This window comes from Polynucleobacter sp. 35-46-11 (assembly GCF_002281105.1).
On record NZ_NCFJ01000046.1, the window covers coordinates 1 to 14530 of the forward strand.

A 14530-nucleotide genomic window follows, 5' to 3' on the forward strand; every position below is an offset into this window, starting at 1 on the left:
TTGTTTTGTATGTAAGCGTTAGTTTATTGCGCTCTAAAGAGCATTAACCGGTTAATAAAGACAGAATTCTAAAAACCATATGGAGATCTTCAACCAACTCTTTTATCTGTCTTACGGGGTAATTGTTTTTATTATCTGCTTAGGAGCATTTTCCGGAAAGAACCCAAAAGGGAGGCTCTACTCTTATTTATATTGGCCAACTTCCCTGACATTAATGGTGGTGTCCAGCCTCTGTTTTTTTGCTGCTGGATTTAACCCTCAGTATTTTCTATCCTTAGGCAATACTGCACTTGTATTTTCTGGCTTAGCTACCATTCTATTTATTCGTTCTTGGCGCATTCCACAAGCGCTGATACCTGTTTGGTTGTATTGGTTTTGGTTTGCCACTTTTCTAGCGTTCTTTGAGTTCATGCGCCAAGCCAGCTCTTTTGATGCACGTGTGCTGTTGATGGTGAGTGTTATTTCGGCTATCAATTTATGGGGCTTGATAGAAGTACTCATTCAGTCAAGAAGTAATAAGACCCGACATTTCTATGTGCTTGGGTTGGCATTTATCTTCCAAATCAGTATGCTAGTTTTGCGCATTTATGTTTCTAGTCAGATGGAGTCAAACGCGATCACCGTCTTTCAGGAGAGTGAGCTTCCGGCACTACTTCGAGGTATTGGGCTTGCATCTAATTTGCTTGTGTATATTGCAATTAGTAATATTTTGCTCGAGCGCCTCTGGAAGAAGGAGGAGAGGAAGTCTTCTAATGCTGAACTGAAGATGCTTTCTAGTTTGAATGCCTTGGCATTGGCTCGCGATAATGAAACTGGAAGCCATATCGTTCGCACACAAGGCTATGTCAGGATTTTGGCGGAACGTTTGAAAAAAAGTGGCCATTTTCCTGAGACTCTAAATGATCAGATGATTGATTGCCTCTACAAGGCAGCACCACTGCACGACATCGGCAAAGTTGGAATACCAGACCATATCCTCTATAAAGAGGGTTCACTCAATAAAGATGAGTGGGGCATTATGAAAACCCACACCACGATTGGTGAATATGTTCTCTCATCTGCAAAAGCACAGCTTGATGAAGAAGTTGAGGAAGATGATGTCATTAAGATGGCAATTGATATCGCAGGCTCTCACCATGAGCGCTGGGATGGTCAAGGCTACCCAAAGGGCTTGGCAGGGCGGGGCATACCATTGTCAGCACGCATCATGGCTTTGGCTGATATGTACGATGCCCTAGTGAGCGAGCGAGTCTATAAGTCCGGATGGGAGCATGGGGATGCTGTTCAAGAAATACTAAACAAAAAGGGGGCACACTTTGACCCTTTAGTGGTTGATGCATTCATGGCTGAAAAAGACGCTTTTCAAGAAATCGCACAAAAATACAAAGACGATCAATCTGAATTCAAGGTCTTTAGTGAGCTTAGTCAAGCTAGTGAGCATAAGTTACGCCGCTCTGAGGAAAAATTTCAGGTGCTATTTGAGTATTCCCCAATTGGTATGGCCTTAATTGATCATGGCACTGGTGAATTTTTAGAAGTGAACTCAGCCTTATTAGAGTACACCGGATACAGTAAGGATGATTTTTTAAAGCTCTCATTTTGGGATATCACTCCCACCGAATATGCTGCTCAGGAGCGTGCTCAGATTGAGCAATTAAATCAAAAAGGTTTTTTTGGGCCCAACCAAAAAGAATATATCCGCAAGAATGGCTCACGCTTTCCGATTTCATTGAGAGGCTTTGCTCTCAATGATGCTGATGGTCGAAAAATGGTATGGGGAATTATTGAAGATATCACCATCAAGCAGAAGGTTCAAAAACAAGAGGCAGCACGCAATGCTGTTTTGGAGCTATTGGCAAAAAATAGTCCTACAGAAGTGGCTTTATTTTAAATTGTGTCTGATGTAGAGAGAAGTTATCCGAATACTTTTTGCAGCATTCTTCTCCTCAATGAGGATAAGAAGAGCTTCACAGTTGGAGCTGCCCCTAGAATCCCGCGCTACTTTAATGAGGCGGTTGAATCTCTCTCTGTTGGTCCTGGAGTGGGTTGCTGTGGAGATGCGGTTGCAACTGGACAAAATTCGATTGCGGAAGACTTGGAGACTCATCCTAACTGGGAGTTAGCAAAACCGCTTATTGATAAAACTGGATTTAAATCTTGCTGGTCTCATCCTGTCTACTCGTCTAAAGGAGAAATTTTAGGAACCTTTGCCACTTATCGTAAAGAGACTCATCAACCGAGTATTGAAGAGATTGCGGAAATCGAAGTGGCTTCGAATCTGGTGAGCATCGTGTTGGAGCGCAAACAGCTTGAGAATCAAGTTCAAAAGTTGGCCTTATATGATTATCTGACGGGGTTGCCGAATCGATATCTATTAATGGACCGCATTAAATTCGCCATGTCAGTGAGCAAACGCAGTAAGCGCTACGGTGCCATATTGTTTGTAGATCTAGATAAGCTGAAAGAGCTTAACGACCAGTATGGTCACCATGTGGGCGATATTTTATTGAATGAAAGCGCTCGTCGCATGCAATCTTGCATCCGCGAAAGTGACACTGTAGCGCGATTTGGCGGAGACGAATTTGTTATTGTTTTACCTGAGATTAGTGCTGATTTAGACAGTGCCTTGGAACAAGTAAAAATTATTGCAGAGAAAATCTTAACTGCCCTGATTGAGCCCTATCAATTGGGGTTTGAGGGTAAGATTATTGAGCATCTTTCTAGCGCAAGTATTGGCTGTAAGGTATTTTTCGATGAGACAGATACGCCAGAGCACGTTCTGAAGTTGGCTGATATGTCGATGTACCGAGCTAAAAGGCTGGGCGGCAATCGAGTAGATTTGCTGGGCTAGTCAGGCTAATTTGACTAGCCATTAGCCGCTTGAATTCTTGGTGGAGTATAGTTCCCCATGCCTATGAGTACAGAGATCGCTCCCTCAGTTTCCGATATTGAAATCACCCCTGAATACCAGGACGTAATCGACGCTATCGAGCGTCATGACCCTTATGTCTTTGTTAGCGGTAAAGCGGGCACTGGTAAGACAACCTTAATTGGCTATCTGCGCGAGAATATTCCTGGCAACGTAGTGGTAGTTGCACCAACTGGTGTGGCCGCATTGCAGGTGAAGGGTGTCACGATTCACTCTTTCTTTCGCTTGCCACCTCGCTTGATCTTTCCAGAGGAAGATATCAAGCCCTTAAAAGATAAACGTCTCTATAAAGATATTCGTCTACTAATCATTGATGAGATCTCGATGGTGAGGGTAGACGTAGTGGATGCAATTGATCTATTCCTACGTGCTAACGGACCCCATAAGAGTGAATCCTTTGGTGGCATACAGGTGATGTTTGTAGGTGACTTATTTCAGTTGCCTCCGGTTGTATCTCAAGCGGATATGCAAGTACTTTCTGAGCGAGGTTACGAAGGCCCTTACTTCTTTTGCGCTAATGCGCTACATCGTAAGGATGTCACGATGGTGGAACTGTCCAAGATCTTCCGCCAGAAGGATGTGCACTTTGCGGGCCTACTCAATCAAATCCGCATTAATCAAGATATTGATGAAGCACTGGATACCCTCAATGCAGTTTGCTACGAAACCAAAAAAGAGGCTGATGAGCAGACCATCACCTTGACTACGACCAACGCGCGCGCAGATCAAATTAATGGCGCAGGCTTAAGAGCACTAACAACGGATACCAAGGTCTACACTGGCAATAGCACTGGCAAGTTCAACGTGGATGATCGTAATCTGCCGTCGCCAAATCATCTGACCCTTAAGGTCGGTGCAAAGGTCATGTTTACGGCGACCGATAGCAATTTCCCCAAGCGCTGGGTGAATGGCACGATCGGGGTAGTGCGTGAGTTACTGCCCAATACCGTGAAGGTGATAGTGCAGAACGGACCTTACTCAAATACAGTTGAAGTCAAAGGGCACCAGTGGGAGTCCTATCGCTACGACCACGACATGATGTCTGGGAAGATTTCACCAAACATTATTGGCACCTTTGTACAAATCCCATTGATGTTAGCTTGGGCTGTCACTATTCATAAGAGTCAAGGCAAGACGCTAGATAAGATCAAGGTAGACCTCTCTTCGGGAGCCTTTGCATCAGGACAGGTCTATGTCGCACTAAGCCGTTGCACCTCCATTGAGGGCATTACCCTAGAGCGACCTATACAGCCAAAAGATGTGAGCTGTGACCAAGAGGTGAAGCGTTTCTACCTCAACTGCCTGCCAAGCTAGACTTTCCCCACCTTGACTTTTTAATAATCTAGTTATAACATTGTTATTACTATGAAAAAGCAGTTGCATCTACAAATTCGTCAAATTGGGAACTCTCGTGGAGTGGTTATTCCTAAAGCTATTCTTGAGCAGGTAGGTTTTGATGATCACGCTGATTTGGTGATTGAGGGCGACAAACTTGTCTTAAGTAAACCCAAAAAAAATCCCCGTGAAGGTTGGGCTGAGGAGTCAAAAGCAATTGCCGAGGCTGGTGAAGATGGATTAGTGTTGGGCGACTTTATGAATGAGAATGACGAGGATTGGGTTTGGTAAAAAGTATCGTTTCACGCGGAGATATTTGGCTAATTAATCTAGATCCAACTATGGGCAGTGAGATTAAAAAGACTCGACCATGCGTTGTTGTATCTCCACAGGAGATGCATGACTTTTTGCGAACTGTCATTATTGCGCCAATGACTACAAAAGGTAGGTCAGCATCCTATCGTGTGCCAATTACGCATGATGGTAAAAAAGGTTTAGTGCTCTTAGATCAAATTCGCACTATCGATAAGACGCGCCTAGTCAAGCGATTGGGGGTGGTCAACAATAAAACGTTGGGGATTAGCCTCGATATTTTGCAGGCAACTTTTACACTTTAGTTGTAAGACTAGAAGCCTGCTGCCAATCCATCGCGACGATGATCGCTACCAGCAATATAAGCATCTTTAGTTTCTTCGCCCAATAGCGCAATCGCTTGAGCACTACCAAAGTCCAGGCTATTGGCTGGCATCACAGTCACTTCATGCCCCATTGCTTTTAGTCCCTCGACTACTGCAGTTGGCATAGAGGATTCAACAGTCAACTTGCCCACATCATCAATTCTCCAGCGCGGTGCATCTGAGCATGTTTGTGGATTGAGATACTCATCAACAAAGCGCATGACAAACTGGATATGTCCTTGTGGCTGCATATTGCCACCCATCACGCCAAACGCCATGGCAGGTTGGTCACCCTTCGTTAGGAATGCCGGAATGATCGTGTGGAAAGGGCGCTTACCTGGTGCTACTTGATTGGGGTGGCCCTCCACCAAGCTAAAGCTCATGCCGCGGTTATGGAATGCAATACCACCGGGGGAAACTACTCCAGAACCAAAGCCTTTGAAGTTCGACTGAATATAGGAAATCATCATGCCGGATTCATCAGCGGCGCAGAGATAAACGGTGCCACCAGCATGTGGATCTCCATCACCATAGCTACCTGCTTGATTGTGATTGATGAGTGCAGCACGGCTTGCCAAATAGTCTCTATCCAGCAGGGCGCTTGTTGCTACCTTCATCGTGCTGGGATCCGATACGTGAGCGTAAGCATCGGCAAAGGCAATTCGCATCGCCTCTACTTGCAGATGAATGCGCTGCGCAGAGTTGGCTGGGTATTGCTTTACGTTGGCCGCTTGCAAAATACCGAGCGCCATCTGAGCAACGATGCCTGAACCATTCGGAGGAATCTCATGCAAAGTGTAGTCACCATAATCAAATGCTAAAGGCTCAACCCATTCGGTTTGATTGTTGGCAAAGTCTGCCATTGTGAAGCAGCCTCCAGTGCTTTGAGCAAAGTCGACCATACTTTGGGCTAGCTTCCCAGTGTAAAAAGACTCACCTTCACTATCCGCGATCTCACGGAGTGTTTTAGCTTGAGCGGGGTAACGCCAGATTTGACCTGCAGCAGGAGACTTGCCTTCAATCAAAAATGAATCACTAAAGCCAGCCTGATTTTTGAGAATCGGAATCGCTTCGCGCCATTGGCGAGCAATCACCGGCGAGACAGGAAAGCCATTCTCTGCATAGTCAATAGCGCGCTTGAAGAGTTGTGCAAAAGGCAGCTTGCCAAATTTGCGAGATAACTCAATCCATCCCGAAACCATGCCTGGCACTGTTACGGTATTCCAGCCAATCAAATCCATTGCCGCCTTGCCGGAAAAATACTCTGGAGTCCAGGCTGCAGGAGCGCGCCCCGAGGCATTCATGCCATGCAGTTTTTTGCCATCCCAAATTAATGCAAAGCCATCGCCACCTAAGCCATTCATAGTGGGTTCAACCACAGTAAGGGTGATTGCGGTAGCAAGTGCCGCGTCTACAGCATTGCCACCGTTTTGCAAGGCCTCAATCCCAGCCTGTGTGGCTAATGGCTGAGAACTTGCAACGGCATTCTTGGCTAAAACTGGGGCGCGGCCGCCACCATAAGGGGGTGATATCAACATGGGTCTAATCTATTCAATAAATGGGTGTGCGCAAAACTAATGAGCAATTAATCAATTTTAACGTTTGCTGCCTTAACTGCTTTTGCCCACTTGTCATGTTCGCTCTGGGTGATTGCTGTTAATTGTTCAGAGTTTGCGAATTGCGGATGAATTCCTTGGGTAGCAAGACGTGCTTTGAAGTCGGGGTTAGCGAGGATCTTACGGATTTCTCCTTCCAGCTTTGTAATGATTGCTGGAGGCGTTCCTTTTGGAGCATAGATTGCATAAAAGTTTTCAACATCAAATTGCTTCATACCGTCTTGACCAAGGGTGGGCACATTTGGCATGAGTGGTGAACGATCGCTAGCAGCAATAGCGATTGGGCGTAACTTACCACTCTGAATATGGGGCAAAGATGCAGTGACGCTATCAAACATCATGAGGGTATTGCCAGCAATTAAATCTGGTAATGCGAAAGAGCTGCCTTTGTATGGAATATGAGTGCCAGTTGCCCCAATCCGTTGCATGAACAAAGTTGACTCTAGGTGAGAGAGGCTGCCGTTACCCTGTGAAGCGTAATTAAAGTCACCTTTTTTAGATTTAATAAAGGCAATGAGTTCGGGTAAATTCTTAGCCGGCACCGAAGGATTAATCACGATTAAATGGGGTACGGTACCAATAAGAGCAACAGGCGCAAAATCTTTTGTCAAATCTGCAGGAGGATTTTTGAAGATGGCCTGCGAAATAGACTGATTAGTCATGGCGCTAATATGAATCGTATACCCATCTGGAGCAGCCTTGGCAGCGGCACTTAAGCCAATCATCCCACCAGCACCGGGTTTGTTTTCAATCACAACAGGCTGTCCAAGTGCCTCACCAAGTGGGATTGCTACTGCACGTGCAAATACATCAGTAGAACCGCCCGGAGGGAATGACAGAATGGCAACAACAGGTTTTTTAGGCCAATCCGTATCCGGTGCTGACATGACCTGCCCAGATAAGCTGCTGAGCAGCAAGAGTCCGAAGAATGTTTTTGAGAGGCAACGTAAAGTATTCATTTCAGTATCCAGTTAGTTAATGAGTAATATAGTATTAGAAAACTCACCCTAAGGTGTGAGGCAAATTACAAATAACATCGAGACAAACATGACAGCAGCTACAAAAAATCCTAGCGCGATTGATATGTCGGCCTATTGGCTGCCATACACACCTAATCGCTACTTTCACCAAAATCCAAAAGTCATGCAGTCCGCTAAAGGAGCTTACTACTTTGACGATCATGGTCGAAAGTTGTTTGATGGTCTTTCAGGGCTGTGGTGCTCCCCATTGGGGCATGGCGATCCACGTATTGGTGCAGCCATTCAAAAACAGTATGAGAGTATGGATTACTGCCCTGCATTTCAAATGGCAAGTGAGGCTACTTTCACTTTAGCAAGTCGCATTGTTGAGATGGCGCCAGCAGGTTTAGATAAGGTCTTCTTCACTAATTCGGGATCTGAAGCAGTGGATACCGCCCTCAAGATTGCGATTGCGTACCACCGATCAATGGGGAATGCATCTCGCTTTCGCATGATTGGTCGCGAGCGCGCCTACCATGGTGTTGGTATCGGTGGCATTTCTGTTGGCGGGATTGTTGCTAACCGCAAAGCATTCGCCAATATGATGATGAATGGAGTTGATCATCTCCCGCATACTTTTAACCTTTCTCAAATGGCTTTCTCCAAAGGGCAGCCTACTTGGGGTGCGCACTTAGCTGATGAGCTGGAAAATATCGTCACTTTGCATGACGCTAATACGATTGCTGCAGTTATTTTGGAGCCAGTACAGGGCTCGACGGGGGTGATTGTTCCGCCACAAGGCTATTTGCAAAAGATTCGGGATATTTGCACAAAGCATGGCATCTTACTAATCTTTGATGAAGTCATTACGGGCTTTGGTCGCTTAGGTGCAAACTTTGGTGCAGATCGATTTGGCGTAACTCCCGACATGATTACCTTTGCTAAAGCCATTACCAATGGTGTAATTCCAATGGGAGGTGTATTGGTGCGCGGAGATATTTACGATGCCATCATGTCGCAAGGCGGACAAGAGCAGGCCATTGAATTCTTCCATGGCTACACTTATTCAGGCCATCCAATTCCAACGGCTGCTGCCCATGCAGTGTTGGATATTTTTGAGTCTGATGATCTGGTGAATCGTGCTATAGCCCTTGAACCCGTCTTGGAAAACTCTTTGCATGCCCTCAAGGGGAAAACGGGCTTACTGGATATTCGTAACTTTGGTCTGTCTGGTGCGGTTGACTTGGTTCCGATTGCTGGGAAGCCCGGATTGAGAGCAATGAAGACCTTGGAGGCCTGCATTGAAAGAGGCGCATTGGTACGAATTACGAACGATACGATTGCAGTCGGTCCTCCGTTTATTTCAACACCTGCAGAGGTAGAGTTTTTAGTAAGCGTATTAAGCGATGCGATTGATGATGTGATGAAGATCACTTAACGCCATCAAGCAGTCAGCGGGACTTTAATTAAATAGGTGATACAGAATGGGGATGGCTACCGCGCTAATCACCCCATTCATTCCCATCGCTAGACTGGCATAAGTCCCAGCCTCTGGGTGAATACTAAATGCACGTGATGTCCCAATACCATGTGCACCGATACCAATTGCAAAACCACGCTGCCACCACGCTTTCATTCCCAGAGCATTCAGAATGAAGGGGGCCAAAATGGCTCCCAGAATTCCGGTAGTAACGGCAAAGATGGCAGTCAGGGTTGGGGATACGCCAATACGCTCAGCAATACCCATGGCGATTGGCGCAGTTACAGACTTGGGATACATCGCTCCGGTGATGCTAGAGTCAGCCCCGAATAATTTAGCGATATTGACTGCGCTGATGATTGATACTAGACCCCCTGCAAGCAAGGACGCTAGCAAAGGAAGGGATCGACCCTTTAAGCTACTCAAGCCTCTATAAATCGGAATAGCCAACGAGACGGTTGCTGAGCCCAATAAGAAATGAATAAACTGCGCACCTTCAAAGTAGGTGGAATAGGGCATCTCAATAAATTGAATTATGCTAGCCACCAAGATGATCGCAATTGCTACGGGATTGGCCAAAGGATTCTGTTTTGTAGCTTTATAAATCGATAGGCCAATTTGATAGGCGGCCAAGGTAATAAACAGGGCAAATAACGGGCTGCCCGATAAGTAAACCCATATCTCGACGATGGAGTGTTTTTCACTCATTCATCCACCTCTTTTGGCTTTGCGCTCAAAAAGCGGACAACGATCGCGCTAGTGGCAATTGTCAAAATGACGCTACCAACTAAAGCGCTCACAATCGCGAGTGCATTGGCTTTAAGTTGGGGTAGAAAGAGCACTACACCTACTGCTGCTGGAACAAATAAGAGCCCAAGATACTGGCTAAAGCCATCTGCCACCATGGCGAGCTCATGATTGATTCCCTTGCGCAGTACTAGCCAGACAATGAGTAGAACCAATCCGATAACGGGACCAGGCAGGGTAGGTAAGGCGAACTTTGATACAAGTTCGCCAAAGCTTTGGAATAAAAGAATTTGGACGAGGCCGGAGATCATGAATGGGGCCTCAGAGACTCAACTCAATCGGAGAATACTACGGAGGTTGCGCCGTTAATTAAGACACGGTCATGCAAGTAGTAGCGTAGAGCACGTGATAGGACAGTGCGCTCTAAATCACGACCTTTACGAACCAAGTCCTCAGGCGTATCACCATGAGTAACACGAGTCACATCTTGCTCAATGATGGGGCCTTCATCCAGATCGCTGGTAACAAAGTGTGCAGTAGCGCCAATCAACTTGATGCCGCGGGCATGAGCCTGATGGTAAGGCTTGGCGCCCTTAAAGCTTGGTAAGAAAGAATGGTGAACATTGATGCAGCGTCCAGATAACTTAGTCGATAAGTCATCCGAGAGAATTTGCATATAGCGGGCCAAAATGACCATATCTACTTTTGAATCAGCAACAATCTCTAAAAGTTTGGCTTCTTGTGCCGGCTTAGTCTCTGCTGTTACGGGGAGGTGATAAAACGGAATATCGGCAAAATCAATGCTGGAGTAAAGCTCGCGCGGGTGGTTTGAAACGATTCCACAAATGATCATCGGCAATTCACCGATACGCCAGCGGTAGAGAAGATCCACTAGGCAATGATCTAGCTTAGATGCCATGATCAATACACGTTTTAAATCCTTCACTGCACGTAAGCCCCAAGTAAGATCAAAACGTTTAGCGATTTCTACAAAGCCAGCTCTCAAAGTTTTGCTGTCAGCACTGCAGCTAAAGCTCACACGCATAAAGAAGCGTTTAGAAGCCTTGTCATCGAATTGCTGAGCCTCTTCAATATCGCCGCCCAATTCAAAGATGTACGTTGAAACTGCGGCAACAATGCCTGGTCGATTGGGGCAGGTGAGTGTGAGGTAGTAATTTTCTGTAGTCATGGCTTTAATAAGGGTAAAGAATGCTGATTAGGCGTAATTTTAGACTGCTTATTTAGAAGTGGTCAGGCTATCTGCTGGGCCTGGATAAGGCTCACTCATATCTTTGATAGTCGGAACGGGAATATCGCTGCAAATGGGCTTAGGCCCTAGGGCATTGAGGAAGTTGCAATCTTGCTTGGTTGCTGCGGAAGCCGCGTGCTCTAAAGGGGATTTTCCGGTAGTGGCAGTGGAGATGGCGCTTGCTGCAGTCGAAGGGTTGGCTGCTGCCACGGAAACGGCTGCGGTGCCAGCAGAGCTTGCTACGCTGGTTGCTGAGCTGCCTAGGGCAAGCAAGGGGGCTGCGCAACCAGTTAAATTGAGGCAGAGAAAAATACTCCCAATAATCAGACCCCAATAAATGCAAAAAGCAGACCAACCCGATGGGTTTGATCTGCTTAGATGGGAAGTCAAAATACGCTGTTTATTTACGCTTGCAGACAACGTTAAATACTCCTGCGGTCCAAGACTCGTTCACGACAGGCTCAAACTCACTACTAGGAGTTTTGTTATCGGAAACTACTTTGCCGCTACCTTTATTACCGGCAAACTCTTTGTATTCGATTGGGCGATAGCTAAGGGCTGGGCAGTTGTATTCATTAATCCCAATGATTGAGCTAACCGGCTGCTTCGTTTTTGGATTCACGCCAGGCTTTTTAAAATCCAGCATCGACATAATTTGCGCTTTTTCGCCGGACGCACTAATGGTATCGAGGTCTACATAAACTACCATGAGCTCATTAGATCCCAATTCTTTCCACTCAGCGAAGCTGCTGGAGAAAGGCAATAAGGAGAGGGCAGTAAAAATAGTAAGTGCGTGTATTTTTTTCATAATAAATAGCGTTGTTTCTCAATCGGTTAAACCCGAACTGGGCCTGTAAATTCTATTCTAAACTCCCTAGCTTATTTCTCCTTAATATTCAGATCTAATTGTCGATTGATCTTTGAAGGCTTCATTTGCAGGGGAAGATATTCATTGCGAGCCCAAAGCCCGCTCATATTGCGGTAGAGCTTGTTCTGCACCCAGCCAGACTGTCCAGACTGATAAATAAATAGGGACTGTTCTAAGTCAGAGAGATCAAAGAGGGTTCGAAGGCTGGGAGCCTGCTTAGTTTCAAAAGGGTTATCAGCTCTCAGGAGTTCAAGACGCCCTACGTTGATGCTAAAGCTATCGCCGGAAAAAGCTTGCGTCAAATTAAAGAGGCTGCCAAGGAGTGGCACCTTGCTTAATGGACGGTGCTCAGAGACTGCCATGTGCGCATTACCCCATGTCCAATTTTTAGGATTATTGCCAAATTGCGCGCTCAGTTGTTCAAGTGCGTTATCAAATGCTGCATTTGAAGCATCGGCACAGCTTTCAATTTGTTCAGTTTGCGGATCATTGCACCATGGGCTATTGGGATTTTGCAATTGCAATATTAAGGGGTGCCTAAAATTCCGTGCACCATAATTTTCCGTAAATAAATAACCTAGGCGTGAAAAGAGTTTGCGTGAGAGTTGATCAGCCCAGGCATTAAATATGAGCGCACCAGTACTATCAATTTTCATATCGCCATCAAAATTTCTGCTGAGCTCAATAGCTTGTTGTGCCAAAGGATGTTTTGATTGGGTGGATTTAAATAACTCCAATAATGGTGTAGCACCCAAAGACAGGGTATCTGCTTGCATGGATTTCATGGAGGTGAGATCGTGCACTGACTTGCCTTTAATCAATTCCACAATTCGGTCGTAGCGTGTTGGTAAATCCCAGTCACCAGTGAGTGGGTTTGGATCATTGCTGGCTAATATTTTTTGGTTGGCTGTGGCGATCCAGTTTGTATCTGGGTTATTGCTGCTTGGTAGCTGATCAAATGGGATATACCCAGCCCAGTCATACTGCATCTCCCAGCCTAAGGCTGGCGCTACACCATATAAACCTTGGTGCAAGGTGCGCTTGGGTGCAACACCGGCCGCCTGAAGAGAGATGTTTCCATCGACATCCGCCATGACAACGTTTTGCATTGGGGCATAGTTTTTGCGTAGCGCTTGTTTGAATGTATCCAAATCTTTGGCGTGATTCATCTCTAGCAAGCCAGCAACAGACTGGTTTTCAACATCTAGCGCAGTCCAGCGTAATGCCAGGGCAAAGCGATCGGTATCAATGGCTCGTTTTGCGCGTGCATAAGATTCAGAGATCACTGGACCATGTCGAGTCTCTTTAACCAAAAAGCGAAGAGGGGGCTCGCCTTTGATGTCGATGATTTCTTGGCGAACTTTAAAAGATAGCGGGCCCTCTGGACCTCGATATGTGCCGGGATTTTTCGGATCTAACTGCTCAATATATAAATCCTGAACATCGGGACCCGTATTGGTGAAGCTCCAGGCGAACTTATCGGTTCGGCCTAGTACTACCGCTGGAATGCCGGGGAGGGTGGCGCCAATGACATTAAGTCCTGGGGCCTCCAGGTGAGCTATATACCAAATTGCCGGAGCTGATAAGCCTAGGTGTGGGTCATTCGCCAGTAAGGGCTTGCCAGAGGTGGTGAGTTTCCCGCTAAGTGCCCAATTGTTTGAGCCCATGCCATCTTTTCCGCCTGGCACTTCATTAATGGCCAGCTCAGTTGCTGGCAGTTTCTTGGACTTTTGATCTCGTGCGAGTGGATTAGGGTTAAAGACATTGATATCTCGATACATCTTGGCAAAGTCAACATTACTTACAGGCTCGCCTGGCGTATATGCTGGCATCACCTCCCATACTTGCTTGGTCGTTAAGAATTGCGAGAGCTCAAGGCGTTGTAATTCTTTATGCCAGTTACCGCCAAGATCAAGTGCCATCATCAACATCCATGCCACGCTATCAGTGGGCGACCAATGCTCTGGCTTGGAACCGGTTAAAAAGTATTCAACTGGTAGCGCCCAACCCAAGTGAGCATTGCCAGCATTGACACCATCCGCATAGGATTGCAGCAATTGCTTGGTAGCAATAGGGTAACGATCGAATTGTTTTTCGGCAGCATGTTTAATGCCTAGCGTACGAATAAAACGATCAATTGCGAGCGTTTCTTTTCCGAGGATTTCTGAGAGTCGCCCGCTAGATAGTCGGCGATTAATTTCCATTTGCCAGGAACGTTCGCTCGCATGCAAATAGCCCAAAGCAAAGAGGGCATCTGTAGAGCTCTTTGCCTGAATATGGGGGATATCACTTTCATCAAAGGTGATGGCAACTGAATCGCCTAAAGATTTAATAAGCCGCTTGCCCGAGGGGCTGGTTTGAGCTGAAAGTAAGTAAAAGACTCCAGCCGCGATAGTTAATGTCAATGCCCCAAAACCAAGCCAAAAGATGGCTTTAAATAGGATTTTAAGACCTGGACTTAGCGTAGATACTTTCATGGGAATAGTTTAGTGGGTTTGCTTTGGCTTCAAGCTTACGCTAGGTGAATGCAGACTTCCCGCCTCCAATAGCTCCCGCATGCTAAAATTTTGCTTGTCTTGATTTATTTAGTACGGCTTTATTGCTCGTGCGAGCCCGAGTGGTGAAATCGGTAGACACAGCAGATTTAAAATCTGCCGACTCAAAAAAGTC

14 protein-coding genes are annotated in these 14530 nt (G+C 46.1%); 6 read left to right on the forward strand and 8 right to left on the reverse strand.

The window, feature by feature from the left end:
• Nucleotides 1–220: 220 nt before the first annotated feature.
• From B7Y67_RS05695 to B7Y67_RS05715, 5 genes are read left to right on the forward strand one after another with little or no spacing between them, the layout of a single operon-like run.
• Entirely contained in the window at nt 221–1891 is a 1671-nt protein-coding gene (locus B7Y67_RS05695; protein WP_293597794.1) for an HD domain-containing phosphohydrolase, read from the forward strand.
• Between the two features lie 3 nt (nt 1892–1894).
• A complete protein-coding gene (locus B7Y67_RS05700; RefSeq protein WP_293597795.1) occupies nt 1895–2851 on the forward strand; it encodes a sensor domain-containing diguanylate cyclase in 957 nt (318 codons plus the stop codon).
• Between the two features lie 57 nt (nt 2852–2908).
• Complete coding sequence (locus tag B7Y67_RS05705) at nt 2909–4243, forward strand: ATP-dependent RecD-like DNA helicase (RefSeq protein WP_293597796.1); 1335 nt, start codon at nt 2909–2911, stop codon at nt 4241–4243.
• 51 nt (nt 4244–4294) lie between these two features.
• Nucleotides 4295–4555, forward strand: a complete 261-nt coding sequence (locus tag B7Y67_RS05710; protein ID WP_293597797.1) for an AbrB/MazE/SpoVT family DNA-binding domain-containing protein — start codon at nt 4295–4297, stop codon at nt 4553–4555.
• A 5-nt stretch (nt 4556–4560) separates the two neighbouring features.
• Nucleotides 4561–4881: a type II toxin-antitoxin system PemK/MazF family toxin gene (locus B7Y67_RS05715; RefSeq protein ID WP_293597807.1), complete on the forward strand. Its 321-nt coding sequence runs from the start codon at nt 4561–4563 to the stop codon at nt 4879–4881.
• Nucleotides 4882–4889: 8 nt separating this feature from the next.
• Here the strand turns inward: B7Y67_RS05715 and B7Y67_RS05720 are convergent, their stop codons facing one another.
• Nucleotides 4890–6479: a gamma-glutamyltransferase family protein gene (locus B7Y67_RS05720; protein WP_293597798.1), complete on the reverse strand. Its 1590-nt coding sequence runs from the start codon at nt 6477–6479 to the stop codon at nt 4890–4892.
• Nucleotides 6480–6526: 47 nt separating this feature from the next.
• Nucleotides 6527–7516: a tripartite tricarboxylate transporter substrate binding protein gene (locus tag B7Y67_RS05725; RefSeq protein WP_293597799.1), complete on the reverse strand. Its 990-nt coding sequence runs from the start codon at nt 7514–7516 to the stop codon at nt 6527–6529.
• A gap of 88 nt (nt 7517–7604) precedes the next feature.
• On the opposite strand from B7Y67_RS05725, the gene B7Y67_RS05730 reads away from it, so the two are divergent.
• Nucleotides 7605–8954 (forward strand): aminotransferase class III-fold pyridoxal phosphate-dependent enzyme, encoded by a 1350-nt coding sequence (locus B7Y67_RS05730; protein ID WP_293597800.1) that lies wholly within the window; start codon nt 7605–7607, stop codon nt 8952–8954.
• A 24-nt stretch (nt 8955–8978) separates the two neighbouring features.
• Here B7Y67_RS05730 and B7Y67_RS05735 read toward each other — a convergent pair whose 3' ends face one another.
• The 6 genes from B7Y67_RS05735 to B7Y67_RS05760 all read right to left on the reverse strand — a co-directional run bounded on the left by B7Y67_RS05735 (nt 8979) and on the right by B7Y67_RS05760 (nt 14337).
• Nucleotides 8979–9704 carry an LrgB family protein gene (locus tag B7Y67_RS05735; protein WP_293597801.1) on the reverse strand — a complete coding sequence of 242 codons (726 nt, stop codon included), beginning with the start codon at nt 9702–9704 and terminating at the stop codon, nt 8979–8981.
• Nucleotides 9701–10054, reverse strand: coding sequence for a CidA/LrgA family protein (locus tag B7Y67_RS05740; RefSeq protein ID WP_293597802.1), 354 nt, complete (start codon nt 10052–10054; stop codon nt 9701–9703). The genes B7Y67_RS05735 and B7Y67_RS05740 overlap by 4 nt, the downstream gene beginning before the upstream one ends.
• 23 nt (nt 10055–10077) lie before the next feature.
• On the reverse strand, nt 10078–10932 hold the full coding sequence (gene purU, locus B7Y67_RS05745) for a formyltetrahydrofolate deformylase (protein WP_293597803.1): 855 nt from the start codon (nt 10930–10932) through the stop codon (nt 10078–10080).
• Between the two features lie 48 nt (nt 10933–10980).
• The gene (locus B7Y67_RS05750) at nt 10981–11412 is read right to left on the reverse strand and encodes a hypothetical protein (RefSeq protein ID WP_293597804.1); all 432 of its coding nucleotides are present in this window, start codon (nt 11410–11412) and stop codon (nt 10981–10983) included.
• Nucleotides 11393–11800 (reverse strand): surface-adhesin E family protein, encoded by a 408-nt coding sequence (locus B7Y67_RS05755; RefSeq protein ID WP_293597805.1) that lies wholly within the window; start codon nt 11798–11800, stop codon nt 11393–11395. Before B7Y67_RS05755 ends, B7Y67_RS05750 begins: the two co-directional genes overlap by 20 nt.
• 71 nt (nt 11801–11871) lie before the next feature.
• On the reverse strand, nt 11872–14337 hold the full coding sequence (locus B7Y67_RS05760) for a penicillin acylase family protein (RefSeq protein ID WP_293597806.1): 2466 nt from the start codon (nt 14335–14337) through the stop codon (nt 11872–11874).
• Nucleotides 14338–14530 lie beyond the last annotated feature (193 nt).

What these genes read in the sequence shown, in the direction of transcription:
- B7Y67_RS05705 (WP_293597796.1), top strand. Translation starts at nt 2,909, where the DNA reads ATGCCTATGAGTACAGAGATCGCTCCCTCAGTTTCCGATATTGAAATC.
- B7Y67_RS05710 (WP_293597797.1), top strand. Translation starts at nt 4,295, where the DNA reads ATGAAAAAGCAGTTGCATCTACAAATTCGTCAAATTGGGAACTCTCGT.
- B7Y67_RS05720 (WP_293597798.1), bottom strand. Translation starts at nt 6,479, where the DNA reads ATGTTGATATCACCCCCTTATGGTGGCGGCCGCGCCCCAGTTTTAGCC.
- B7Y67_RS05725 (WP_293597799.1), bottom strand. Translation starts at nt 7,516, where the DNA reads ATGAATACTTTACGTTGCCTCTCAAAAACATTCTTCGGACTCTTGCTG.
- B7Y67_RS05730 (WP_293597800.1), top strand. Translation starts at nt 7,605, where the DNA reads ATGACAGCAGCTACAAAAAATCCTAGCGCGATTGATATGTCGGCCTAT.
- B7Y67_RS05735 (WP_293597801.1), bottom strand. Translation starts at nt 9,704, where the DNA reads ATGAGTGAAAAACACTCCATCGTCGAGATATGGGTTTACTTATCGGGC.
- B7Y67_RS05740 (WP_293597802.1), bottom strand. Translation starts at nt 10,054, where the DNA reads ATGATCTCCGGCCTCGTCCAAATTCTTTTATTCCAAAGCTTTGGCGAA.
- purU (WP_293597803.1), bottom strand. Translation starts at nt 10,932, where the DNA reads ATGACTACAGAAAATTACTACCTCACACTCACCTGCCCCAATCGACCA.
- B7Y67_RS05755 (WP_293597805.1), bottom strand. Translation starts at nt 11,800, where the DNA reads ATGAAAAAAATACACGCACTTACTATTTTTACTGCCCTCTCCTTATTG.
- B7Y67_RS05760 (WP_293597806.1), bottom strand. Translation starts at nt 14,337, where the DNA reads ATGAAAGTATCTACGCTAAGTCCAGGTCTTAAAATCCTATTTAAAGCC.